The organism is Bradyrhizobium sp. (assembly GCF_030693485.1).
Classification (GTDB): domain Bacteria; phylum Pseudomonadota; class Alphaproteobacteria; order Rhizobiales; family Xanthobacteraceae; genus Bradyrhizobium.
Map to the genome: position 1 here is coordinate 38,524 of NZ_JAUYAN010000009.1, position 25,160 is coordinate 63,683.

Below are 25,160 nucleotides of genomic sequence, written 5' to 3' on the forward strand. Positions count from 1 at the left end.
AAGCCGTCGCGCATGGCGCTGATGAATTCGGAGGTCTCATGATCTATCGCCACGCCATCGACGCCACCAGTTATGTGTTCGATGATTTGCGCGATCTGCTCGCCAAGGCCACGCCGCCGCGCTCCGGCGACCGCCTCGCGGGGGTCGCGGCCGAAAGTGCTGCGCAAATGATCGCGGCGCGGATCGCGCTGTCCGACGTCCCCCTGAAGCAGTTCCTGCAGGACGCCGTCGTTCCCTATGAAGATGACGAAGTCACCCGCCTGATCCTCGACAGCCACGACGCCGCGGCCTTCGCCGCGATATCCTCGTTGACCACAGGCGCATTCCGCGACTGGCTGCTGTCCGACGCGGCGACACCAGCCGTTCTCGCCAAGCTGGCGCGCGGGATCACACCCGAAATGGCCGCGGCGGTATCAAAACTGATGCGCAACCAGGACCTGATCCTGGTGGCGAAAAAATGCCAGGTTACCTCGGCCTTTCGCAACACTATCGGGCTGCGCGGCCGGATGAGCGTTCGGCTGCAGCCCAATCACCCGTTCGACGACGCCAAAGGCATCACCGCGTCGATCCTCGACGGCCTCCTGCTCGGATCCGGCGACGCCTGCATCGGCATCAACCCGGCCAGCGACGATCCCACCGTGATCGGCGGCCTGCTGCGGCTGCTCGACGAAATCATCATGCGGCTGCAGATCCCGACGCAGGGCTGTGTTCTGACCCATGTGACGACCACGCTCGGGTTGATCGATCGGGGTTTTCCGGTCGATCTGGTGTTTCAGTCGGTCGCGGGCACGCAGGCGGCAAACCGCAGTTTCGGCATCGACCTGGCGCTGTTGCGCCAGGCCCACCAGGCCGGTTTGTCGCTGCGCCGCGGCCATGTCGGCAACAATGTGATGTATTTCGAAACCGGGCAGGGGTCGGCGCTGTCGGCCAATGCCCATCACGGCGTCGACCAGCAGACCCTGGAGGCGCGGGCCTATGCGGTGGCGCGTGCGTTCGATCCGCTGCTGGTCAACAGCGTGGTCGGCTTCATCGGCCCGGAGTATCTCTATGACGGCAAGGAGATCATCCGCGCCGGACTGGAGGACCATTTCTGCGGCAAGCTGCTCGGCCTGCCGCTCGGCGTCGACGTCTGCTACACCAACCATGCCGAGGCCGACCAGGACGACATGGACAATTTGCTGACGCTGCTAGCTGCCGCCGGCGTCACCTTCATCATGGGGGTGCCCGGGGCCGACGATGTCATGCTGAATTACCAATCCACCTCGTTCCATGACGCCCTCTATGTCCGTGATCTGTTCGGCCTGAAGCGGGCGCCGGAATTCGACGACTGGCTGGTGCGCTCCGGGCTGGCCGATGCCGACTTCCGGCTCGCCGGTAATACCGGCCTGCTGCCCGATTTTGCGTCGCGGTTGCTGGCCTGAGGCGTCGTAAGGCCGCCGCCGGGCAGGCATGCAACCATTCGGCCGCTGGCGGGTTGGAAGGGCCCGCCACAATGTTGAAGAATTTGTAGCCCAGCCTTCGGCCGCGTGCTTAACTTGGCCGCCGGCAGGTTTTTACAAGCGTTAGGAAGTTTGATGAGGGCTGAAGGCATCGAAACGGTTCGGCGCATCCTGTGCGTATTCCCGCGCTATACGTCTTCTTTCGGCACTTTCGAATACGCCTACCCGTTGACGGACGGCGTCCAGGCCTTCATGCCGCCGCAGGGGCTGCTGTTGATCGCGGCCTATCTGCCCGAACATTGGCCGGTCCGCTTCATCGACGAGAATATCCGTCCCGCCTCGCAGGAAGACTTCGAATGGGCTGAAGCGGTATTCGTCAGCGGCATGCATATCCAGCGCCAGCAGATGAACGACATCTGCCGCCGCGCCCATGCGTTTGATCTGGCGGTCGCGATCGGCGGGCCGTCGGTGTCGGCCTGCCCGGATTATTATCCCTCGTTCGACTATCTCCATGTCGGCGAACTCGGCGACGCCACCAATGAGTTGCTGGCGCGGCTGGCGCGCGATCCGTCGCGGCCCGAGCAGCAGGTGGTGCTGAAGACCGCCGACCGTATCGCCATGACCGACTTTCCGATTCCGGCCTATGAGCTGGCCGAGGTCAGAAAGTATTTTCTCGGCAGCATCCAGTATTCGAGCGGTTGTCCGTACCAGTGCGAATTCTGCGATATCCCGGGCCTTTACGGCCGCAATCCGCGTCTGAAATCGCCGCAGCAGATCATCGCCGAACTCGACAAATTGCTCGAATGCGGGGTGACCGGCTCGGTGTATTTCGTCGATGACAATTTCATCGGCAACCGCAAGGCGGCGCTCGATCTGTTGCCGCATCTGGCCGAGTGGCAGAAGAAAACCGGCTACGTGATGCGGCTCGCCTGCGAGGCGACGCTCAACATTGCCAAGCGGCCCGAAATCCTCGAGAAGATGCGCGACGCCTTCTTCGTCACCATCTTCTGCGGCATCGAGACTCCCGATCCCGAGGCGCTGAAGGCGATGCACAAGGACCACAACATGATGGTCCCGATCCTCGAAGGCATTCACAGCATCAACAGCTACGGGATGGAGGTCGTCTCCGGCATCATCATGGGACTCGACACCGACAAGCCGGAGACCGCCGACGCATTGCTCGCCTTTGTCGATCAATCCCAAATTCCACTGCTGACGATCAATCTGTTGCAGGCGCTGCCGCAGACGCCGCTATGGGACCGGCTGGAACGCGAGGGACGGCTGATCCATGACGACGGCCGCGATTCCAACGTCGATTTCCGCTTGCCCTACGATCAGGTCATCAGTTCGTGGCGCAAATGCATGGAAGTCGCCTACCAGCCTGAAAAGCTCTATGCGCGCTATCAGTACCAGTGCGATTACACCTATGCCAACCGCATCAAGGTGCCGGTCACGCCGGAACAGAGGAGTTGGGCCAATATCAAGCGCGGCCTGATCATGCTGCGGAACATTTTCTGGAAGATCGGTGTGCTCGGCGATTACCGAAAGGTGTTCTGGAAGTTTGCGTTGGGCCGGCTGCGCCATGGCGACATCGAGGGCCTGATCGGATCGACGATGATCGGGCATCACCTGATCATGTTCGCGCGCGACGCCTCGGGCGGCCAGCAGAATGCCTCGAATTATTCGATCCGGCTGCGCGAGGCTTCGGTCCCTGCCGAGTAATCCGCGATGACTGTACCGGCGCCGCCGTCCCGTTCGCTGCGCGATCTGCAGGACCTTACCCCGGCGCGCGTCGGGCTCGGCCGGACCGGCGCCGGTCTGCCGACCCGGGCGTTGCTCGAATTCACGCTCGATCACGCGCGTGCCCGCGACGCCGTGCATGCCGCCTTCGATGTGCCGGCGCTGGTCGCGGGCCTTGGCGCCCTCGGCCTCGAATCCCCCGAAGTATCCAGCGGTGCGCGCGACCGGCGAGAATATCTGAAGCGTCCGGATTTGGGGCGAAAGCTCGACCAGGCCTCAAGAGATCTGCTGGCGAACCGCCATGCCGGTGCTTGCCAGCTGGCCATCGTGGTCGGCGATGGCCTGTCGCCGGCTGCGGTCAATGCGCATGCGGTAGCGCTGGTCGGCAGCCTGGTGCCGCGGCTGGCGGCAATGCGAATCGACATCGGCTGCGCCGTGGTCGCCTCCGGCGCGCGGGTCGCATTGGGCGATGAGATCGGCGCCATTCTCGGCGCGCGCATGGTCGTGGTGTTGATCGGCGAGCGGCCTGGCCTTTCCGCGCCCGACAGCCTCGGCGCCTATCTGACATTTGCGCCCCGGCCCGACATCACCGACGCCGAGCGCAATTGCGTGTCCAACATCCACGGCGCGGGGCTCGGCTACGAGGAGGCGGCCTTGCGGATTGCCTGGCTGATCCGCGAGGGCCTTGCCCGGGAAGTCACCGGCGTCGCCTTGAAGGACGAGAGCGGCGGTCCGGCACATCTGCAAATCGATACCAATGAAGGCGGGCATGACAAATCCGTGATTTGAAGGCCATTATGGCCTCATCCACACCGATTTGGTGGTGGGCGCGCGCTTGCGAGATGCCGGATAGACCTGCTAAACCTCTCGCGGCTAATTTATCACATGATTTCAACGGCTAGCGCCGACCAGACGTGGCCGATTCAGTCTCCTTCGCGCCCGACGAATTCAAGCTAGACAGACTGAGCCGATGTGAGAACTGGACAGGACATGCTGGAGAGAAACCCGGTCGAAGCTGGCGCGCAGATGCTGGAAAAGCCGCGGCTAAGCATCGCGTTCGGCCTCGAACGCATGGGCCTGATCGCCATGCGCGCGCCGATCCTGTCCTGCATCATCCTGCTCGCGATGGTGATCGGCGCCGTGTTCGGCATCCAGCGCATCAAGATCGACGATTCGCTCAGCCAGTTGTTCCGTTCCGACTCCAGGGAATACCGGCAATACGAGGAAGTCACCAGGCGCTTCCCCTCCACCGAATTCGACGTGCTGGTGGTGGTCGAAGGCAAGACGCTGTTGCAGCGGGATAACCTGGAGAAGATCCGGGACCTGGTCACGGACCTGCAACTGGTCGAGGGCACGCGCGGCCTGATCTCGCTGTTCTCGGCGCGTCAGGCGCCGGCGCCGGGCAAGCTGCCCGCGGCGCTGTTTCCGGCCGACCTGCCGCAGGGCGCCGACTACGACAAGTTCATCGAAACGGTCAAAACCAACGAGATCATCCGCGGCAAGCTCTTGTCGGAAGACGGCACGCTGGCGCTGGTCGTGCTCTCACTGGAGCCGTCGATTGTCGGCAACAACGGATTGAAGAAGACGATCGACGAAATCCGCAAGATCATGGCGACGGATCTCGCCGATACCGGGCTCAGCAAGGAACTGTCGGGCGTCCCGGTCATGCAGCTCGAGATCCGCAACGCAGTCGAGCGCGACGGCCTGATCTACAACGTCGCCGGCATCCTGGCGGGATGCCTGATCGCGATCCTGTTCTTCCGCAAGGTGTCGTTCATGATCGTGGCGGCGTTCCCGCCGCTGCTCGCCATCCTGCTGTCGCTCGGCGCGCTCGGATGGGCCGGATTCAGCCTCAACATGTTCCTCAACGTGATGACGCCGCTGATCATGGTCATCAGTTTCTCCGATTCGATGCAGCTGACATTCGCCGCGCGCGACCGGCTGCTGGCGGGCGAGGACCGTTTCACCGCTTTCCGCAATGCTGTGCTGGTGGTGGGGCCTGCCTGCGTGCTGACCCACGCCACCGCCGGAATCTCCTTCCTGGCGCTGCAGTTCTCGGATTCGGATTTGATCCGCACCTTCGGCGAAGCCGGCCTTGCGGCCACCATCATCGCGTTGATCGCGGTGTTATCGCTGGTTCCGGTGTTCGGCGTGCTACTGGTACGCAACGAACAGGTCTTTGCCGCCAAATTCCAGGCGGCCGATGCCGGCGTCAACGCGCTGCGTACCTTCTGTTACTGGATCGCGGTGCGCATGGTCGGGCGTCCCGGGCTGTTCAGCCTGATCGCGGTGGTATTTGTCGGCGGTCTCGGCGTGATCTACGCCAATCTCGAACCGCGCTACCGGTTGGCCGATCAGGTCCCGGACAAGCAACAGGCCGTGGCGGCCAGCGGCCGGCTCGACGCCAAGTTGACCGGTGCCAACCCGATCGACATCCTGATCGAATTCCCCAAGGGCGCGTCGCTGTATGCGCCGGAGACCTTGCAGACCATTGCGGATGTCCACTCGGTGGTCGAATCCCAGGCCGGCGTCGGCAATGTGTGGTCGCTCGAAACCTTGCGGCGCTGGCTGGCTGAAAAGGCCGGCAATTCAGACGTCGCGACCCTGAGGGAATATGTCAGCGTGATCCCGGAGCACCTGGTCCGGCGCTTCATCTCCGCGGATCAGGATGCGGTGGTGGTCTCGGGCAGGGTGCCGGACCTCGATTCGAGCGCCATCCTGCCGGTGGTAGACAAGCTCGACGCCGCCCTGAACGGCGTCCGCAAAAAACACCCGGGCTTCGAGATTGCCGTTACCGGCCTGTCGGCGATCGCGGCGCGCAACAGCGCCAGCATGATCGAAAAGCTCAATCACGGACTGACTATCGAATTCGCGCTCGTCGCCGTGTTCATCGGGCTGGCATTCCGCTCATGGGTCGTGATGTTCGCCTCCATCCTCCCCGGCATCTTTCCGGTGGTGCTTTCGGGCACGGTGCTATGGATGCTCGGCGAGGGGCTGCAATTCGCCAGCGTGGTGGCGCTGACGGTGTCGTTCGGTCTCGGCCTCAGCGCGACCATCCACTTCCTCAACCGCTTGCGGATGGAGACTACGCCGGGCATCGACCCCGCGCTGGCCGTCGAGCGCGCGACCGTGCTGGTCGGTCCGGCGCTGATCCTGACCACGGTGGTGCTGGCCTGCGGACTTGTCGTGACGGTTTTTTCCGACCTGCCGTCGCTGCGCCTGTTCGGCTGGCTCAGCGCGTTTGCGATGGTCGCGGCCCTGGTCGCGGATCTCTTCATCCTGCGGCCGACAGCGATGTGGCTGATCAACGTATCGCAGCGGATTCGGGGGACTCGATAGTCTTTCGAGACAAACGAAAAGGGCCCGGTTCTGATGCAATCAGAAACGAGCCCTGGACCGAAAGCAGCCGGTGGAGTGACCGGCTGCTGAAAGTGCGGGCGTCAGCCGCCCTTCGACATCGTGATGGTCACGCCCCTTATTTCGCCCTTGGAGCTGATCTGCACGGTCTGCTTGTTGCCGGTGGTCCGCAACGTCAGGTTGGCGGCAAATCCTGAAGCTTCCACGAACACGTCGATCTGGCCACCGCCCGCCGTGCCCTGCAGATTGCCGAAAATATTGCGGCTCTTTTCGCTCCAGTTGCCGGAAATGCGCTCGCCATTGCTCGTAACATCGCTGCTCAGAACGAATTTGTAGCTGTCGCTGGCGCAGTTGAGGTTTTGCTTCAGACCGAGCCCGTTGCCGTTGACCTTGTAGTTGGCCTTGCATCGGATGCGCTCGACCGTGCCATCGGAGAGCGCAACCGTCCCGTTGCCGCCCCATGACCCCTCGAAACCGGCAAAGGGCCCCGATTGGGCATGACCTGCTGACACCGACAACATCAGTGCGGCGCCGACGCCAGCAGCCTTGATCGCTTGTCCAAACAAGCCGGATCCAAACAACTTCATCGCGAGTTTTCCCATTTAAAGTGACGCTCTGATACCAGAACCGTCGCGCCGCATCGAAGATTTAGTGTCGCCGCAGTGTGTTAGGTTCAAATGACATGTCCGGCGGCCGCCTGCCGCCACGGCGATTGCCCGTCCCCCTGGACCGGAAGTCAGCAAATTTACAAGCCGGATAACGCCGGCGCACTGCATTTTCCGATCCGGCGAAATCAAAACGCCGATGATGTCGCCAAGATTCGCATTGTTCCATTTAGCTATCCTCGGGGGCTTCCTGCAACCGTCCATGGCAAAAAAGATAGGCAATAAATGTGTCATATATATCAAACGGTTATATTCGCGAATTGGTTCCAGCAATTTGGAATCGGGCCGCTGCAAATTTGGCCGCAATTACCAGTGCTTCTGGTCGCTCGCGGTCCGCTGCGCCCGCAATCCGCTCCCTCCGGGCCTTGTGCCGGATTTCCCATTTCCACGATGAAGGAAGATGATGCGTAAATTTCTCTTTGCACTCACACTGTTGTCGGTATCGGTTCCGGCCGCCGCCATCGCCCAGCAGCAGCGCAGCGGCACGGCGGAAGAGCAGGCGGCCTGTTCGCGCGACGTTCAGCGCTTCTGCCGTCCGGTCATCGATCAGGGCGACTTCACCATTCTGGCCTGCCTCCAGCAGAACCGTCCCAAGATCACCAAGGCCTGCGACCAGGTACTGAAAAGCCACGGCCAGTAAGACGGCCCGCAGCGGCGGCAATCGCCGCCGCAAACGCTGGCGGGGCCTCGTTCGGACGCGGTCTGAATGTGCGGGAAACCGCAGATAGCATTGGTTTTGGCATCGTATTCCCCTATATGGGGTCCGCGATCGATACGCATGAGCCGGCCCCGCTGGCGGGTGCGTCGTAACCATGCCCAGATGAATGTAGCCAGTTCCTGATGACTATTGCGAGCGAACTGCGATCCGGCAAGACTCACCGCGACGAGAACTTTCCGGTGGCGTCCTGGATCATTCACCCGAAACACCGGGCGCTGATCCTCGCGTTCTACAATTTCGTGCGAACCGCCGACGACATCGCCGATCATGCCACGCTCGGCGCGCCGGAGAAGCTCGCGCTTCTCGATCTGCTTGAATCCGAATTGCTCGGCAAGGGCGATACCCAGCCCGAGGCCGTCAATCTGCGCCGCGCGCTGGCGGAGCGTTCGATGCCGCCGCGCCACGCGCTCGACGTCCTGATCGCCTTCCGGATGGACGTCACCAAGCTTCGCTATGAAAACTGGGACGAAGTGATTCACTACTGCCGATACTCAGCGATGCCGGTCGGGCGCTTCATGCTCGATGTCCATGGCGAAAGCACCTCGACCTGGGCGGCGTCGGACGCGCTCTGCGCGGGGCTGCAAATCAACAACCACCTGCAGGACTGCGGCAAGGATTTTCGCGATCTCAACCGGGTCTATCTACCGCGCGATGCGCTCGCCTCCGCCGGCGCTTCCGTCGAAGAGCTCGGACAGGCGCGGTCATCGCCGGCCCTGCTGCGATGCCTGCATGCGCTCGCGTTGCGCACCGAGGCGCTGCTCGATGAAAGCAAATCCCTAGGTGCCGAAGTCAGGGATTTTCGGCTGGGGTGCGAAATCTCCGTGATCCAGGCTTTCGCCGACAAGATCGTCGGATTGCTGAAGGTGCGCGATCCCCTCAGCGAGAGGGTGCATCTCGGTGCGGTCGAATTGCTCACCCATAGCCTCGGCGGGATCGCCGGCGAGATTGGCCGCCGCGCGGTGGGACGGCGTCCCGTCTCCAAACCGGCGGCCGGCGCATGACGCTGGAGGCGGCGGCAGCCAATGCGAGTGACGGGACATCGGCGTCCGGCAGTTCGTTCTACGCGGCGATGCGCATTCTGCCGCGCGAGCAGCGCGAGGCCATGTTCCAGATCTATGATTTCTGCCGACAGGTCGACGATATCGCGGATTCCGACGGCCCGCGAGATGCGCGGCTGGCCGAACTGCAGCAGTGGCGCAACGATATCGACGCGCTCTATCAGGGCCATCCGCCGGCGCGCTTGCGCGGCTATGTGGTGTCGGTTCAGCGATTTGGGCTCAAGCGCGAGGATTTCCTGGCCATCGTCGACGGCATGGAGATGGACGTGCCGCAGGACATCCGGGCGCCGGACCTGGCCACGCTCGATTTGTATTGCGACCGCGTCGCCAGCGCGGTCGGGCGGTTGTCGGTGCGGGTGTTCGGGCTCGCCGAGGCCGACGGCATCCTGCTGGCGCATCATCTTGGCCGAGCGCTGCAGTTGACCAACATCCTGCGCGATATCGACGAAGACGCCGGCCTCGGCCGGCTCTATCTGCCGCTCGAGGGACTGCTGCACGCCGGCATCACCTCGACCGATCCGGCCAGGGTCACGCTCGAACCGGCGCTGCCGAAAGTATGCGTGCCGCTGGTGGCGCGCGCGCGGACGCATTTCGAGAAGGCCGACGAGATCATGCGCCGCAATCCGCGGCGGGTGGTGCGCGCGCCCCGAATCATGTCGAAATATTATCGCGCGATTCTGGAGCTGCTTGTTGTCAGGGGGTTCGCCGCGCCGCGCGCGCCGGTCCGCCTCAACAAGATGGCCCGCCTCCTCATCCTCCTTCGTTACGCGTTCATCTGATGCAAAACACCGTCCATATCATCGGCGCTGGAATCTCGGGCCTGTCGGCCGCCGTGCGGCTGATGAACGCCAATTACCGGGTGCACCTCCACGAGGCCACGCAGCAGGCCGGCGGCCGCTGCCGTTCCTATTTCGATGCGGCGACCAACCTCATGATCGACAATGGCAACCATTTGTTGCTCTCGGGCAACCGGGCCGCGGTCGAATATGCAAGGTCGATCGGCACCGAGGCGGGGCTGGTCGGGCCGAAGCGCGCGCAATTCCCGTTCGTCGATCTCGCGACCGGGCAGCGCTGGCAGCTCGATCTCGGCGAGAGCCGGCTGCCGCTGTGGATCTTCGACGAGGCCCGCCGCGTCCCCGACACCGGCGTGCTCGATTATTTGGCATTGATGCCGCTGATCTGGTCAGCGCAGAGCAAACTGGTCGGCGACGCGATCCCGTGCGAGGGAACACTGTATCAGCGGCTGGTGCAGCCGCTGCTGCTGGCGGCGCTCAACGTCGATCCGCCGGAGGGGTCCGCGGGGCTCGCCGGCGCGGTGGTGCGCGAAACGCTGCTGGCGGGAGGACAAGCCTGCCGGCCACTGATCGCGCGCGACGGCCTCAGCGCGGTGCTGGTCGAGCCAGCGATCAAGCTGTTGCAGGACAAGGGCGCCAGCATCTCGTTCGGACATGAGCTGCGCGAATTCGTCGTCGCGGCGGGCCGCCTCGGTGAACTGAAATTCGGCGACGACAGCGTTGCGGTCCAGCCCGGCGACGCCGTCGTGTTGGCGGTTCCGCCACGCCCGGCCGCCGCCATGCTGCCGGGCCTGAAAACCCCCACCAAATACCGCGCCATCGTCAATGCGCATTTCCGCTTCGATCCGCCGAAGGGGCAGCCCGCCATCCTCGGTGTGGTCGGCGGACTGGTGGAGTGGCTGTTCGCGTTTCCGCAGCGCCTGTCCGTCACCATCAGCAACGCCGACCGCCTGGTGGATATGCCGCGCGAGGAACTGGCGCAGGCGATCTGGCGGGATATCTGCAAGGCGGCTGGCGTCGAGGGCGAACTGCCGCCGTGGCAGATCGTACGCGAGCGCCGCGCCACCTTCGAGGCCACGCCGGAGCAGAACGCGCAGCGGCCGGGCCCTGTGACGGCCTACAAAAACCTGTTTCTTGCCGGCGACTGGACTGATACGGGGTTGCCGGCCACCATCGAGGGATCGGTACGGTCGGGCAACCGCGCCGCCGATCTCGTTCTCGCCATGCGCAAGGCCTGATCGAAGAGTTGACCGGGGACGGCATTACCTCAGGTTTCCGGTGAGACCGGGCAGGGCAATATTGAGGTCGAGCAACATGCATTCCGGCAACAAATCAGTTGGCAATGAAAGCGGTGGCGCCCTGGAGGCGAGCATCGCGTCGGCGACGCAGGGGTTGCTCGGCTACCGGCAGCCGGACGGACATCTGGTGTTCGAACTGGAAGCCGATTGCACCATCCCCTCGGAATATGTGCTGCTCCGCCACTATCTCGGCGAGCCCGTCGATCGCGACCTCGAGGGCAAGATCGCCAACTACCTGCGCCGGATCCAGGGCGCCCATGGTGGCTGGGCGCTGGTGCATGACGGCGCCTTCGAAATGAGCGCCAGCGTGAAGGCCTACTTCGCGCTGAAGATGATCGGCGATTCCACCGATGCCCCGCATATGGTGCGGGCGCGCGAGGCGATCCGCTCGCGTGGCGGCGCCATCCACAGCAACGTCTTCACGCGCTTCATGCTGTCGATGTTCGGGGTGCTGACCTGGCGCAGCGTGCCGGTATTACCGATCGAGATCATGCTGCTGCCGATGTGGTCGCCGTTCCACCTCAACAAGATTTCCTATTGGGCGCGGACCACCATCGTGCCGCTGATGGTGCTGGCGGCGCTGAAGCCGCGTGCCAAGAACGTCAGCGGCATCGGCATCGACGAATTGTTCCTGCAGCCGCCGCATTCGATCGGGATGACCGCCAAGGCACCGCATCAGAGCGCGGGCTGGTTCTATCTGTTCCGCGGCATCGACGGCATCCTGCGGACGATCGAGCCGCTGTTTCCTAGGAAGTTGCGCGCCCGCGCGATCGATGCCGCCGTCGCCTTCATCGAAGAACGGCTGAACGGCGAGGATGGCCTCGGCGCGATCTATCCGCCGATGGCCAACACCGTGATGATGTACGAGGTGCTGGGCAAGGGCGCGGACTATCCGCCGCGCGCCATCACCCGTAGAGGCATCGACAGGCTTCTCGTGATCGGCGAGCACGAGGCCTATTGCCAGCCCTGCGTCTCGCCGGTGTGGGACACCGCGCTGAGCTGTCATGCCCTGATCGAAGCCGGCAGCGACGCGGCGCTGGCGCCGGCCAAACACGGTCTGGACTGGCTGAAGCCGAGGCAGGTGCTGGACGTCCAGGGCGACTGGGCCGTGAAGCGGCCCGACGTTCGCCCCGGCGGCTGGGCGTTCCAGTACAACAATGACTACTATCCCGACCTCGACGATACTGCGGTCGTGGTGATGGCGATGGACCGCGCCCGGCGCGCCAGCCACGATCCGGAATATGATGTTGCGATCAATCGCGGCCGCGAATGGATCGAGGGCATGCAAAGCCGCGACGGCGGCTGGGCCGCCTTCGACGTCAACAATCTAGAATATTATCTCAACAACATCCCGTTTTCCGATCATGGTGCGCTGCTCGATCCGCCGACCGAGGACGTCACCGCCCGCTGCGTCTCGATGCTGGCTCAGCTCGGCGAGACCGCGCAAACCAGCAAGGTGGTCGCTGACGGCGTCGACTACTTGCGCCGGACCCAGCTGGTGGAGGGATCGTGGTATGGCCGCTGGGGGCTGAACTATATCTACGGCACCTGGTCGGTGCTGTGCGCGCTGAATGCCGCCGGCGTCGACCACCAGGACCCCGCGATGCGCAAGGCGGCTAACTGGCTGCTGTCGATCCAGAATGCCGACGGCGGCTGGGGCGAGGATGCCGTCAGCTACCGACTCGATTATAAGGGATTCGAGGGTGCCCCCAGCACCGCCTCGCAAACGGCATGGGCCTTGCTTGGTCTCATGGCAGCGGGCGAGGTCGAACATCCGGCGGTCGCGCGTGGCGTGGAGTACCTAATAGGCACACAGACCGAAAAAGGGTTGTGGGATGAGCAACGCTACACGGCAACAGGCTTTCCTCGGGTGTTTTATCTGCGCTATCATGGATATCCGAAGTTCTTCCCGCTCTGGGCGTTGGCGCGGTACCGGAATTTGCGGAACACCAACAGCAAGGTGGTAGGGGTCGGGATGTGATTTTGGGGGCGGGGGACGACGCGTCCGTGGGCAATCCAATTGATCCGCGGCCGGTACTGATTGTGACTGGATTGGTGCAGGAGGCCCGCATCGCGGCCGGGCCCGGGATGACCGTCATCTGCAGTAGTAGCGATCCCAAGCAATTGCGGGCGCTGCTGACTGTTTTCGACCCATCGACGATCAGGGGCGTGATCAGCTTCGGGGTCGCCGGCGGATTGGACCCGAGCCTGAAATCAGGTGACGTCGTGGTGGCCACCGAGGTGCTGGCCGGCGACACCCGCTGGCTGGCCGGTCTGGCGCTCAACGAGGAACTGATCTCCAGCGTTGCCCTTGGGCGCCGCCGCGTGGTCAGGGGCGGTCTTGCCGGGGTCGAACGGGTGGTTGCCGCGCAGGCCTGCAAAGCCGCGCTGCGCTCGGAGACGGGTGCTGCCGCCGTCGACATGGAAAGCCATATCGCAGCTGCCTACGCGACCGGGGCCGGTTTGCCCTTCGCGGCCCTGCGCGTGATCAGCGATCCCGCCAGCCGGGCCTTGCCGGCGCTGGCGATGGCCGCGATCAAGCCGAACGGCGATATCGATTTGCGCAAGGTGCTGAGCGGCGTGGCCCGCAACCCGCTGACGCTGCGCGCGCTGGTCTACACCGGGTTCGATTTCAACCGCGCACTGAAAAGCCTGCGCGACACCAGGGGCTTCCTGCTCCGCGGCGAGCGCCTCGTCGCGGCGGAGCTCTGAATACCGAATCTTTGACGAAAAACGAAAACGGGGCGCGATCGGCATCGCGCCCCGTCTTGTTGTTTGACGTGCCCTGATCAGGCGGCGGTTGAAGCCTTCTGCTGCGCCTTGGCGGCAGCCGCGGCGGCCTCGTCGCGGCGGATATCCGACAGGCGCTTCTGCACTTCAGCCGAGAAGATGTACTGTGCCGGACGCTGGTGATCGAGACTGATCTCGGGCGCCATCGGACCCGTGGTCCTGATGCCGCGCAGCGACACCCACATCGCCTTCAGCGGATTGGCCAGCGCCGCGTTCGCCGCGGTCGGCTCGTAGCCGCAATGCGCCATGCAGTCGGCGCACTTCTCGTATTTGCCGGTGCCGTAGGTGTCCCAGTCCGTGGTGTCCATCAGTTCCTTGAAGGTCTGGGTGTAGCCCTCGCCGAGCAAATAGCACGGCTTCTGCCAGCCGAAAATGTTGCGCGCCGGCATGCCCCAGGGGGTGCACTCGTATTCCTGATTGCCGGCAAGGAAATCCAGGAACAGGCCGGAATGCATGAAATTCCACTTCTTGCCCTTGCCGAGCGCGAACACGTCGCGGAACAGCTTCTTGGTCTTGGTGCGGTTGAGGAAGTGCTCCTGGTCGGGCGCGCGTTCATAGGCATAGCCGGGCGACATCGAGACGCCGACCCCGAGCTCAGTGGTGAAGTCGAGGAACTTGGCGATATCTTCCGCGGCATGGCCGTCGAAGATGGTGGCATTGACGTTGACGGCGAAGCCCTTGGCCTTGGCGGCCTTGATCGCCGAGACCGCGCGATCGAACACGCCCTTCTGCGACACCGCCTTGTCGTGGTGGTCCTTCAGGCCGTCGAGATGCACCGAGAAGAACAGATAGGGTGACGGCTCGAACAGATCGAGCTTCTTTTCCAGCAGCAGCGCGTTGGTGCACAGCGACACGAATTTCTTGCGCGCCACCAGGCCGCGGACGATCTCGCCGATTTCCTTGTGGATCAGCGGCTCGCCGCCGGGAATCGCCACCATCGGCGCGCCGCATTCGTCGGCGGCATCCCAGCATTCCTGCGCCGACATGCGGCGGTTGAGGATCGCGTCGGGATAGTCGATCTTGCCGCAGCCGACGCAGGCGAGGTTGCAGCGAAACAACGGTTCGAGCATCAGCACCAGCGGATAGCGTTTTCGGCCAAGCAGCTTCTGCTTCATCATGTAGCCGCCGATACGCAACTCTTTGAAGAACGGTATTGCCATTACAGGTTTTCTTTCTGGACTTTGGTAGCGAAAGCAGATCAGCCCGCAGTCAGTTCGGCCGGAAGCCGGAATTCGATATTTTCTTCCCGGCCCGGCAGCACCGAAACCTTGACCGGTCCGATCCGCCGCAGGGCCTCGATCACGTCATCGACCAGAACTTCGGGTGCCGAGGCGCCGGCGGTAATGCCGACGGCCCTGGCATCTTTCAGCCATTCCGGGTTCAGCTCGCTGCCGTCGGCAATGAGATAACTCGCGACCCCGACCTCGGTGCCGATTTCACGCAGCCTGTTTGAGTTGGAACTGTTGGTGGCCCCCACCACCAGGATGACATCCACGAGCTTGCTCAGGTCCCTTACCGCAGATTGGCGGTTCTGTGTCGCATAGCAGATATCCCGGATGTCAGGGCCTTGAATATCGGTAAATCGGGCCTGAAGGGCGGAAATTATGTCTTTTGTGTCGTCCACGCTGAGCGTGGTCTGGGTGATATAGGCCACCGGGGTGTCGGCCGGCAGCGTCAGCGAACCGACGTCGTCGACGTTCTGGACCAGCGTGACCGGGCCTGGAACCTGGCCCATGGTTCCCTCGACCTCGGGATGGCCGGCATGGCCGATCAGGATCAGCGCCCGCCCTTTCGACATGTAGCGCTTGCCCTGGTTGTGGACCTTGGTGACGAGGGGGCAGGTGGCGTTGAGCACCGGCAGGCCGCGGACCGCGGCTTCCTCCTCGACGCTCCTGGCCACGCCATGGGCGCTGAAGACGGTGACCGCCAGCGGCGGTACTTCCGACAGATCCTCGACGAAGATGGCGCCCTTGTTCTTCAGGCTTTCGACCACGTATTTATTGTGGACGATCTCGTGCCGGACATAGACCGGCGGGCCGTATTTCTGCAGCGCGCGCTCGACGATCTCGATCGCGCGGACGACGCCCGCGCAAAAGCCTCGCGGCTGTGCCAGATAAACTTCCATGGGATGCCCGTTACGCAGTTGCACCAAAATCACTCTCCAGGTCCGGCCCTCCGGATCTGCAATATCCACACCATGCCGGTTGGCCGTGTGCTTCCATCCAAGCCTATGGAGGAACAGGGCTTTGTGGCAAAAAACGGTGGATTAGAAAAGCCGTCCCGCAACACGATCGCATAATGGCGTTAAGTCGATAGGTAATATAATACAGTTGCGCTCAAGCCGCGGCGGATGACCCTGTCCCCCTCACTCGTTCGTCACTTTACCGCCCTATGAAGCGGACTATATCAGCCCGGCAGCGCAGTTCGCCCAATCTTGCGCCATTTGGTCGTGCATCCAACTAAAAGCCCTGAGAAACAACATTAGATCGGCCTGCGGAACTCCGATAGACAGCGGGCGTTTCCGGCGAGCGGATATCATCAGAAAGAATAGATGTGCTGACAAGTATTGTCGTCTCGATCGTTAAGGCCTGCACGCGTTTTGCCGTCCCAACTGTCCTGATCGCTCTCGTCCTCGCGATTGCGTCGGGCTTCTATGCGGCCCGGAACTTCGCCATCAATACCGACATCAACACCCTGATTTCGCCCGACCTGGACTGGCGCAAGCGCGACAATCAGTTCGGCGCGGCGTTCGATCGGGACCGAACCATCCTGGCCGTCATCGAGGCGCCGACGCCTGAACTCACCAGCACGGCAAGTGCCGGGCTGGCGAAGAAGCTGGCGGGCGACAGCAAGAATTTCGAATCGATTCAGCCGCTCGGCTCCGGAGAGTTTTTCGAGAAGAACGGGCTGTTGTTCCTTCCGGCGGATGAAGTCGGCAAGCTGACCAGCCAGTTCACTTCCGCCGCCCCCCTGATCGAGATCATGGCGGGCGATCCCAGCATTCGCGGCCTGACCGGTGCGCTGGAAACCGGCCTTGCCGGCATCAAGCGCGGGCAGGTCAGGCTCGACAGCACCGAACGGCCCTTCAACCTGATCGCCCAGACGGTCGAGACCGCGCTGAACAAGGGCAGTGCGACCTTCTCGTGGCGCGAACTCACGAGCGACAAGCCGCTCACCGACTCGGACAAGCGCGCCTTCATCGAATTCAAGCCGATCCTCGATTTCAACGCGCTTGAACCCGGCAAGGCCGCGACCGACGCGATCCGGCAGGCGGCCACCGACCTCAATTTCGCGGACGAGTATGGCGCCCGGGTCAGGCTGACCGGCCCGGTCCCGATCGCCAACGAGGAGTTCGCAACCGTTCAGGACGGCGCCATCGTCAACGGCGTCGGCACCGTGCTGGTCGTGCTTCTGATTCTCTGGATGGCGCTGCATTCGTCGAAAATCATCTTCGCCGTGTTCGTCAATCTGTTCATCGGACTTGCGATCACTACCGCGGCGGGCCTGATCATGGTGGGCTCGCTGAACCTGCTCTCGATCGCGTTCGCCGTGCTGTTCGTCGGGCTCGGCGTCGATTTCGGCATCCAGTACAGCGTCCGCTACCGCTCCGAGCGTTTCAAGAACGACGACCTGGCGCAGGCGCTGGCGACGGCGGCGGAACGCTCCGCGGTCCCGCTCTCGCTCGCGGCGATGGCGACGGCGGCCGGATTCCTCTGCTTCCTGCCGACCGACTACAAGGGCATCTCGGAACTCGGCAAGATCGCCGGCGCCGGCATGCTGATTGCGTTCCTGACCAGCATCACGGTGCTGCCGGCATTGCTCAAGATGCTCAACCCGCCCGGTGAGAAGGAGCCGGTCGGTTACGCATTCCTGGCGCCGCTCGACGTGTTCCTGGAGAAGCACCGCATCATCATCATCGTCGGCACGCTGGCCCTCGTGGTGGCCGGCCTGCCGTTGCTGTATTTCCTCAAGTTCGACTTCAACCCGATCAATCTGCGCAACTCGGAGGTCGAATCGATCGCGACCTTCCTCGATCTGCGCAAGGATCCCAACACCGGCGCCAACGCCGTCAACGTGATGACGAATTCGGAAGCCGACGCCAGGAAGATCGAAGCCCGGCTGGAAAAGCTTCCTGAAGTGCTCCGCGTGATGTCGCTGGACAGTTTCGTGCCGGAGGATCAGCCCGCGAAGCTGAAGCTGATCGCGCAGGGGGCGAAAGTCCTGCTTCCTGTGCTCAACCCCGATTCGGTCGATGCCGCGCCTTCCGACGAAGAGAACGTCGCGTCCCTGCAGGGATCGGTGGAGGCCCTGCGCAAGGTCGCCGGCGACGGCAAGGGCCCGGGCGCGGTGGCATCGCGGCGGCTGGCCGACGCGCTGTCGAAGCTCGCCGAATCGAACGAGGCGATGCGCAACAAGGTTCAGGCGATTTTCGTCACGCCGCTGAAGGTCACGCTCGACCAGCTCAGGAATTCGATGCAGGCGCAGCCGGTCAGCCTGAAAACCCTGCCGGCCGATTTGGTGGCCGGCTGGAAGACCAAGGGCGGTCTGATCCGCGTCGAGGCGTTGCCGCGCGGCGATCCCAACGACAACGAAACGCTGCGCAACTTTGCCAATGCGGTGCTGGCAGCCGAGCCGAATGCGATCGGCGGACCGGTATCGATTCTGAAATCGGGCGAAACCATCGTGCGGGCGTTCATTTACGCCGGCATCGGGGCGCTGGTCGTGATCAGCCTGCTGCTTTGGCTGGCCTTGCGGCACATCACCGACGTGCTGAATACCATGGTGCCGCTATTGGTGGCGGGAGCAGTGACGCTGGAAGTCTGCGTGCTGATCGGGTTGCCGCTCAACTTCGCCAACATTGTCGCACTGCCGCTGCTGCTCGGCGTCGGCGTCGCGTTCAAGATCTACTACGTTACGGCCTGGCGGTCGGGCCGCACCAATCTGTTGCAGACCAGCCTGACGCGCGCAATCTTCTTCAGCGCGCTGACGACAGCCACGGCGTTCGGGAGCCTGTGGCTCTCGAGTCATCCGGGAACGGCCAGCATGGGCAAGCTGCTGGCGATCTCGTTCGTCATCACGCTGGCGGCGGTGCTGCTGTTCCAGCCGGCGCTAATGGGCAAACCGCGCGATGTCGGGGAGTAGGCAGATATCGCCGATGTCGCCGGGCTGGCCGGCTGCCTGCTTCTGACCGGCTTTGGGGGCCGGGCCGACGGCGCCGGTGGTCTTCGGCGCGGCGGCTGGCACCGGCTGCACGGCCGTCCTCGCCGGCGCTCCCGTACCCTTCGGCGCGCCCTTGGCCATGCTGTTGGTGGGGCTCGAGGGAATCGGGCCCGAGACGCGGGTCCAGGTCTCGCCGCCGCACAGGAAGCCCAGCACGCAGCCTTGAATTTCCATTTGATCGGCGCCGACCGGCTTGATCGTCGTGGCGTACATCTGGCCGTCCTTGGCGTTGTAGACCTGGCCTTCCCATTGATCGACGGCAGGCTTCTTCTTCATGGCGATCAGGATCGGCATCGCCAGGGTCGGCCTGCTCTGTTTCGAGACATCGGGATTGTTGATGTCGCGGCCGCCCGGGGTCTTCTCCCAGGCCACCGCACCCCACATGTGGCCATTGCATTCGGCAACCCGGATGTTGGCGACGCCGTCGGCCACCCGCCAGTCGCCGGTCGGATCCGCGGCCATGGCGCATGCAATGCCGGCAACTAATACAACAGCGGAAAATGCAACGGTACGCATGATGTTTCCTTGGCAGTGCAACATGGTTCCAACCTGTGACTAGTGGATGATTCGAGCGGGGTCAAAACGCCGCAAGGGGTGTTTTCAGTTGACGAAATGCCTGTCAACCGACGTATGTAGCGCATGATATATCCGAATCTTGACGTTTCCGAGATGTTTGTGGAGCGCGAGGCGCAGCGCAGTTCCATGCATACGCGCCATCTCAATGAGCAACTGGTACGGGTTCTCAAGACCATCGGCTATGACGTCGGTTTTCAGAAGGGGCAGGGCCAGTATCTGTTCGATCGCGACGGCGCGCGCTATCTCGATCTACTGAGCGGATTTGGCGTTTTTGCGATTGGCCGCAATCACCCGGTGCTGCGCCAGGCCCTGAAGAGCGTGCTCGACGCCGAGCTGCCGAATCTCGTGCAACTCGACGTTTCCACGCTGGCCGGTGTGCTGGCCGAACGCCTGCTCAAGCATGTCCCTTACCTGGACAAGGTGTTCTTTGCCAATTCCGGCGCCGAATGTGTCGAGGCCGCGATCAAGTTTGCACGCGGCGCCACCGGCCGGCCCGGCATCGTGTACTGCGCGCATGCCTTCCACGGCCTGTCCTATGGCGCGTTGTCGCTGACCGACGATCCGAATTTCCGCGCCGGGTTCGAGCCGCTGCTGCCCGGCTGCACCTCGATTCCCTTCGACGATCTCGCCGCCCTCGAACAGGCGCTGTCGTCGCGCCAGGTTGCGGCCTTCATCGTCGAGCCGATCCAGGGCAAGGGCGTCAACATCCCCGGCGATGACTTCCTGCCGGGCGCGGCCGCGCTGTGCCGCAAATACGGCACGCTGTTCATCGCCGATGAAATCCAGACCGGCATCGGCCGCACCGGAAAATTCCTCGCGGTCGAGCACTGGAATGTCGAACCCGACATGGTGCTGCTGGCGAAGGCGCTGTCGGGCGGCCACGTTCCGATCGGCGCGCTGCTGACGCGCAAGAGCATCTTCGACAAGATCTTCAATCAGATGGATCGCGCCGTCGTGCACGGCTCGACCTTTGCGAAGAACGATCTGGCGATGGCGGCCGGCATCGCGACGCTCGAAGTGATGGAGCACGAAAAACTGGTCGAGCAGTCGGCGCGGCGCGGCGCCGAAATCAAGCTGGCGCTGACCGCCATGGTCCCGGGTTACGAATTGCTGAAGGAAGTCCGCGGCAAGGGACTGATGATCGGCGTCGAGTTCGGCCCGCCGAAATCCCTCAAGCTGAAGGCTTCGTGGAATCTGCTGGAGAGCGCCAACAAGGGCCTGTTCTGTCAGCTCATCACCGTGCCGCTGTTCAAGGAACACAAGATCCTCACGCAAGTCTCCGGCCATGGCAGCCACACCATCAAGCTGTTGCCGCCGCTGACGATCACGGAAGATGACTGCAAGTGGATCGAGACCGCGTTCGATTCCGTCATCGCCGCCAGCCACAAGGTCCCCGGCGCGATCTGGTCGCTCGGCAAGACGCTGGTCGACAACGCGGTGCGGAAATCGGCGTAGGCGTGCCACACCGCGAGGCAGGAGGTTGGCATGCCTCTTTGAAGCCGCAAATTCGGAAAATGATCCATTGATGAAACGGGCTGGTCCCGTCGATCGGGGGACTCATGAGCAACATCACAGGTGGATGTCACTGTGGCGCCATCCGCTATCAGGTGGAAGGCGAACCCATCGTTCACGCGCTGTGCCACTGTACGGATTGCCGGCGTCACGCCGGCGCGCCGATGGTGGGCTGGACGATGTATGCCGAGGATGCGGTCAAGGTGACGCAGGGGCGGCCGAAAATCTACGAATCCTCGGAACATGGCCGGCGGCAGTTTTGCGCCGACTGCGGCACGGGCCTTTTCTACACCAACGCGAATGTGCTGCCAGGACTCATCGATATTCAGAGCGGGACCTACGACGATCCCGATGCCGTTCCGGCCGTGGTGCATATTCAGGTCGCCGAGCGGCTTCGCTGGATGAAGGGCGCGCACGAACTGCCCACCTTCGACCGCTATCCGCCTCAGGCCGGCTGACTACCCTTCGCGGACGTCGCTCGATCGGGTACGCCCGCGGCCTCGGCGATCAGCCGGTAGGAATGCAGCCGCGCCTCGTGATCGAACACGTCGGACACGATCATCAACTCGTCGGCACCGGTCTCGCGGACGAGCGCGTCGATGCCGGCGCGGACGCTATCGGGCGTGCCTATAATGCTGCGGGCGAGCATCTGCATGGCCTGGGCTTTTTCCATCGGAGACCAGTAGCTTTCGATGTCGTCGATCGGCGGACGGCTGAGGCCGCGCGCGCCACGGAAGATATTCGCAAACGACATCTGTTGCGTGGTCGCCAGCCGCCGCGCCTCGCGTTCGGTGTCGGCCGCGACGATGTTGACGCCGACCATGGCGTGGGGCCGCGCGAGCTGGGCCGATGGCTTGAAGCGGCTGCGATAGATTTCGAGCGCGGGGATCAGCTGGTCCGGTGCGAAATGCGAGGCGAAGGCATAGGGCAGGCCGAGCGCGGCGGCGAGTTGGGCGCCGTAGGTGCTCGATCCCAGGATCCACAGCGGGACGTCGGTTCCCGCCGCTGGTACGGCCTGCACCCGCTGGCCGGGCACCACGGGCGCAAAATAGGCCTGCAGTTCGAGAACGTCCTGCGGAAAATTATCGCCGCCGCCAAGGGTGCGGCGCAGCGCCTGGACCGTGACCTGGTCGGTGCCGGGCGCCCGGCCGAGGCCAAGGTCGATGCGGCCGGGGAATAGCCGCGCCAGCGTTCCGAATTGCTCGGCGATGATGATCGGCGCGTGGTTGGGCAGCATGATCCCGCCGGCGCCCACCCGGATGCGTTGCGAGCCCGCGGCGATGTGGGCGATGACAACCGAGGTCGCGGCGCTGGCGATGCCGGCCATGTTGTGATGCTCGGCCACCCAGAAACGGCGGTAGCCCCAGCCCTCGGCATGGGCTGCGAGATCGCGCGCGTTATCGAGCGCGCCGCGCGCATCGGTCGCTTCGGTGACGCGGACGAGGTCTAGAATGGACAGTGCTGGCATCGGGAACTTTCAGGTTGAGTTTCTATGTAGGTGCGGGAAGCTCTGAAAGCCAGCATCGGATGTCGCTTCGCCGGTGCGATGGACGCGGGATTGCGACGCTTCGCGCCGGCAATTATGCTCTGCCCCGGCATGCAATTGCCCGAGGATCATGACATGCCGACCGCGGGCCTGGCCCCATTGGACGAGACCATCACGATCGCGGAGCTTACGCGCGATCCCTATCCGATCTATCGGCACCTGCGACGCGAATCGCCGGTGCTGCGGGTCAAATCGGTGGGCCGCACCTTCCTCACCAAGGCCGCCGATACCAGGCTGGTGAAGGACAACGCGGCATTGTTCAGCTCGAACGATCCGAACACGCCGATGGAGCGCGCCTTTCTCGCCCGCACGCTGATGCGCAAGGACCATGACGAGCATCGGACCGAACGCATGGCGATGATGCCGGCCTTGATGCCGAAGACGATCGAATCGGATTGGGCGCCGCTGTACGCAGAACTGGCCGCTGATTATCTCGACCGGTTGCCGCGCGGCGAGATCGTCGACCTGTTTCCAGCACTCGCTGGACCGCTGGCCGCGCGGATTCTGGCGCATGCGATGGGCGTTCCGGACGCCAGCGACGACGACATGCAGCGATGGTCGCAGACGCTGATCGACGGCGCCGGCAATTTCGGCTGGACGCCGGGGCCTTTCGAGGCGACTGACGTCGCCAATGCGGAGATGGACCGATGCATCCGCGCCAACGCGGAGCGCGTGCGGGCCGAGCCGGATTGCTCGGCGCTCTCCTTCATGGTGAACGCGAACACCCCGATTCCGGAAAGCCAGATCATCGCCAATGTCAAGATCGCGATTGGCGGCGGCATCAACGAGCCGCGCGACGCGCTGCTGACGATTCTGTACGGCCTGTTGACCCATCCGGATCAGCTTGACGCCGTGCGCGCCGCCGGCAAATGGCGCTCCGCCTTCGAGGAAGGGGTGCGATGGGTGGCGCCGATCCAGGTGAGTTCACGGCTGGTGATGGAAGACACCGAGATTCGCGGGTACTTCATCCCGAAAGGCGATACCGTGATGACGATCCAGGCGTCGGCCAACCGGGACGAGGACGCCTTCGAGGACGGCGAGAACTACAACGCGCTGCGCGAACCCAATCCCCATCAGGCCTTCGGCAACGGCCCGCATCATTGCGCCGGCGCGCAGCTGTCGCGGCGGACCGTCGGCATCAGCCTGCTTCCCATGCTGTTCGAGCGCTTCCCCAACATGACGCTGCCTGATCCCGCCGGCGTGCGCTGGCACGGTTTCGGTTTTCGCGGCCCGCTCAACCTGCCGGTTCTGCTGCAATAGGCGGCGCGGAGCAGCGTTGTCACCCAGTCTTTTCCGTGCCGTTCGAAGGCGAGAAAATCCGTAGCCGGATGGGCTGACGGGTCGGCGCAGCGCGCCGCTGCATCACATTTTGCCGCAGCCGCCTGAAAAGTTGGCTTGACACTTTCTCAAGCGCCGTATTGACTAACTAGTTAGTAATATAAGTTTGAGGGTCGAATGGCCGCGGTGTCGGATAACAGGTTCAGGATTGCCATCGATATCGGGGGCACCTTCACCGATATCGCCCTTCTGACCGATGCCGGGCTGATCCACCAAAGCAAGATTTCCTCGACCCCGGCCGATCCGAGCGTCGCCGTGATCGAAGGTGTCGGACAGCTGTTGGCCGAACTGTCGATCTCGCCCGCCGCGATTGCCGAAGTGCTGCACGGGACCACCGTCGGTTCGAACACCATCCTGCAGCGCAAGGGTGCGAAGACCGGCCTCATCACCACCCGCGGCTTTCGCGACGTGCTGGAGATCGGCCGCATCCGCATGCCCGACATGTTCGACCTGACCTGGGAAAAGCCGAAGCCGCTGGTGCCGCGACGGCATCGCTTGGAAGTCACCGAACGCATGGCGGCGGACGGCACGACGGTCGAGCCGCTGTCGGAGTCCGGCGTGATATCGGCGGGCAGGGCGCTCGCCGCCGAGGGCATCGAAGCGGTCGCCATCGCCTTCATCAACAGCTATCGCAATCCGGCTCACGAGTTGCAGGCCGAAGCCGTCATCCGCGCCAATTTTCCGGATTTGCTGGTCACCACGTCCTGCGCCGTATTGCCGGAAATGAAGGAATACGAACGCACCAGCACGACGGTGGTGAACGCCTATCTGCTGGCCGCGATGCGCAGTTATCTGCAGCGGCTCGAATCGGGACTCCGGGCCATCGGCGTGGCTGCGCCGATCCTGGTCATGACCTCGAACGGCGGCATGCTGGCCGCCAACGTGACCTGCGAAAAGCCGGTGCTCGTGGTGGCCTCCGGTCCCGCCGGCGGCGTCATCGGCGCGGCCAGGCTCGGGGTTGCGCGCACCGATCGCGACGTTATCGTGTTCGATATGGGAGGCACCACCGCGAAGGCCGTCATCATCGAGGACGGCCGCCCCAGCATGACCTCGGAGTACGAGTTTCGCGACGGCATTTCGACATCGAGCCGCTTCATCAAGGCCGGCGG

20 protein-coding genes are annotated in these 25,160 nt (G+C 63.5%); 15 read left to right on the forward strand and 5 right to left on the reverse strand.

What is annotated here, in order from left to right:
• Positions 1-38 precede the first annotated feature (38 nt).
• The 4 genes from Q8N40_RS00810 to Q8N40_RS00825 all read left to right on the forward strand — a co-directional run bounded on the left by Q8N40_RS00810 (position 39) and on the right by Q8N40_RS00825 (position 6,518).
• A complete protein-coding gene (locus tag Q8N40_RS00810; RefSeq protein WP_305318352.1) occupies positions 39-1,421 on the forward strand; it encodes an ethanolamine ammonia-lyase subunit EutB in 1,383 nt (460 codons plus the stop codon).
• A gap of 153 nt (positions 1,422-1,574) precedes the next feature.
• Positions 1,575-3,161: a B12-binding domain-containing radical SAM protein gene (locus Q8N40_RS00815; protein ID WP_305710455.1), complete on the forward strand. Its 1,587-nt coding sequence runs from the start codon at positions 1,575-1,577 to the stop codon at positions 3,159-3,161.
• Positions 3,162-3,167: 6 nt separating this feature from the next.
• Positions 3,168-3,968: an ethanolamine ammonia-lyase subunit EutC gene (gene eutC, locus Q8N40_RS00820; protein WP_305710456.1), complete on the forward strand. Its 801-nt coding sequence runs from the start codon at positions 3,168-3,170 to the stop codon at positions 3,966-3,968.
• A 201-nt stretch (positions 3,969-4,169) separates the two neighbouring features.
• Entirely contained in the window at positions 4,170-6,518 is a 2,349-nt protein-coding gene (locus Q8N40_RS00825; RefSeq protein ID WP_305710457.1) for an RND family transporter, read from the forward strand.
• Between the two features lie 101 nt (positions 6,519-6,619).
• On the opposite strand, the gene Q8N40_RS00830 is transcribed toward Q8N40_RS00825, so the two are convergent.
• Positions 6,620-7,123: a hypothetical protein gene (locus Q8N40_RS00830; protein ID WP_305321131.1), complete on the reverse strand. Its 504-nt coding sequence runs from the start codon at positions 7,121-7,123 to the stop codon at positions 6,620-6,622.
• 481 nt (positions 7,124-7,604) lie between these two features.
• Between Q8N40_RS00830 and Q8N40_RS00835 the strand changes: the two genes are divergently transcribed.
• From Q8N40_RS00835 to Q8N40_RS00860, 6 genes are all read left to right on the forward strand, one after another.
• On the forward strand, positions 7,605-7,841 hold the full coding sequence (locus tag Q8N40_RS00835; RefSeq protein WP_304740376.1) for a hypothetical protein: 237 nt from the start codon (positions 7,605-7,607) through the stop codon (positions 7,839-7,841).
• Between the two features lie 200 nt (positions 7,842-8,041).
• Positions 8,042-8,920 carry a squalene synthase HpnC gene (gene hpnC, locus Q8N40_RS00840; protein WP_305710458.1) on the forward strand — a complete coding sequence of 293 codons (879 nt, stop codon included), beginning with the start codon at positions 8,042-8,044 and terminating at the stop codon, positions 8,918-8,920.
• Entirely contained in the window at positions 8,917-9,756 is an 840-nt protein-coding gene (gene hpnD / locus Q8N40_RS00845; RefSeq protein ID WP_305710459.1) for a presqualene diphosphate synthase HpnD, read from the forward strand. Before hpnC ends, hpnD begins: the two co-directional genes overlap by 4 nt.
• Positions 9,756-11,009 (forward strand): hydroxysqualene dehydroxylase HpnE, encoded by a 1,254-nt coding sequence (gene hpnE, locus Q8N40_RS00850; RefSeq protein WP_305710460.1) that lies wholly within the window; start codon positions 9,756-9,758, stop codon positions 11,007-11,009. The genes hpnD and hpnE overlap by 1 nt, the downstream gene beginning before the upstream one ends.
• Positions 11,010-11,085: 76 nt before the next feature.
• Positions 11,086-13,050: a squalene--hopene cyclase gene (shc, locus tag Q8N40_RS00855; protein ID WP_305710461.1), complete on the forward strand. Its 1,965-nt coding sequence runs from the start codon at positions 11,086-11,088 to the stop codon at positions 13,048-13,050.
• A complete protein-coding gene (locus tag Q8N40_RS00860; protein WP_305318300.1) occupies positions 13,047-13,781 on the forward strand; it encodes a phosphorylase in 735 nt (244 codons plus the stop codon). Before shc ends, Q8N40_RS00860 begins: the two co-directional genes overlap by 4 nt.
• Before the next feature lie 77 nt (positions 13,782-13,858).
• Here the strand turns inward: Q8N40_RS00860 and hpnH are convergent, their stop codons facing one another.
• Entirely contained in the window at positions 13,859-15,019 is a 1,161-nt protein-coding gene (hpnH, locus tag Q8N40_RS00865; protein WP_305318301.1) for an adenosyl-hopene transferase HpnH, read from the reverse strand.
• Between the two features lie 38 nt (positions 15,020-15,057).
• On the reverse strand, positions 15,058-15,984 hold the full coding sequence (ispH, locus tag Q8N40_RS00870) for a 4-hydroxy-3-methylbut-2-enyl diphosphate reductase (RefSeq protein WP_305318302.1): 927 nt from the start codon (positions 15,982-15,984) through the stop codon (positions 15,058-15,060).
• A gap of 428 nt (positions 15,985-16,412) precedes the next feature.
• Here ispH and Q8N40_RS00875 point away from each other — a divergent pair, with 428 nt between their 5' ends.
• On the forward strand, positions 16,413-19,001 hold the full coding sequence (locus Q8N40_RS00875) for an MMPL family transporter (protein ID WP_305710462.1): 2,589 nt from the start codon (positions 16,413-16,415) through the stop codon (positions 18,999-19,001).
• Here Q8N40_RS00875 and Q8N40_RS00880 read toward each other — a convergent pair.
• Positions 18,969-19,595 (reverse strand): DUF2147 domain-containing protein, encoded by a 627-nt coding sequence (locus Q8N40_RS00880; RefSeq protein WP_305318202.1) that lies wholly within the window; start codon positions 19,593-19,595, stop codon positions 18,969-18,971. The two genes, Q8N40_RS00875 and Q8N40_RS00880, sit on opposite strands and share 33 nt — an antisense overlap.
• A 123-nt stretch (positions 19,596-19,718) precedes the next feature.
• Between Q8N40_RS00880 and hpnO the strand changes: the two genes are divergently transcribed.
• Both hpnO and Q8N40_RS00890 read left to right on the forward strand, forming a co-directional pair.
• Entirely contained in the window at positions 19,719-21,110 is a 1,392-nt protein-coding gene (gene hpnO, locus Q8N40_RS00885) for an aminobacteriohopanetriol synthase HpnO (RefSeq protein ID WP_305318203.1), read from the forward strand.
• A gap of 104 nt (positions 21,111-21,214) precedes the next feature.
• Positions 21,215-21,625: a GFA family protein gene (locus Q8N40_RS00890; RefSeq protein WP_305318204.1), complete on the forward strand. Its 411-nt coding sequence runs from the start codon at positions 21,215-21,217 to the stop codon at positions 21,623-21,625.
• Here the strand turns inward: Q8N40_RS00890 and Q8N40_RS00895 are convergent.
• Positions 21,613-22,635 carry an LLM class flavin-dependent oxidoreductase gene (locus Q8N40_RS00895; RefSeq protein WP_305710463.1) on the reverse strand — a complete coding sequence of 341 codons (1,023 nt, stop codon included), beginning with the start codon at positions 22,633-22,635 and terminating at the stop codon, positions 21,613-21,615. The genes Q8N40_RS00890 and Q8N40_RS00895 overlap by 13 nt on opposite strands.
• Positions 22,636-22,788: 153 nt before the next feature.
• Between Q8N40_RS00895 and Q8N40_RS00900 the strand changes: the two genes are divergently transcribed.
• Together Q8N40_RS00900 and Q8N40_RS00905 are read left to right on the forward strand one after the other, a co-directional pair.
• Entirely contained in the window at positions 22,789-23,973 is a 1,185-nt protein-coding gene (locus tag Q8N40_RS00900) for a cytochrome P450 (protein ID WP_305710464.1), read from the forward strand.
• Positions 23,974-24,168: 195 nt separating this feature from the next.
• The coding region (locus tag Q8N40_RS00905) for a hydantoinase/oxoprolinase family protein (RefSeq protein WP_305710465.1) at positions 24,169-25,160 on the forward strand (992 nt) is incomplete at its 3' end.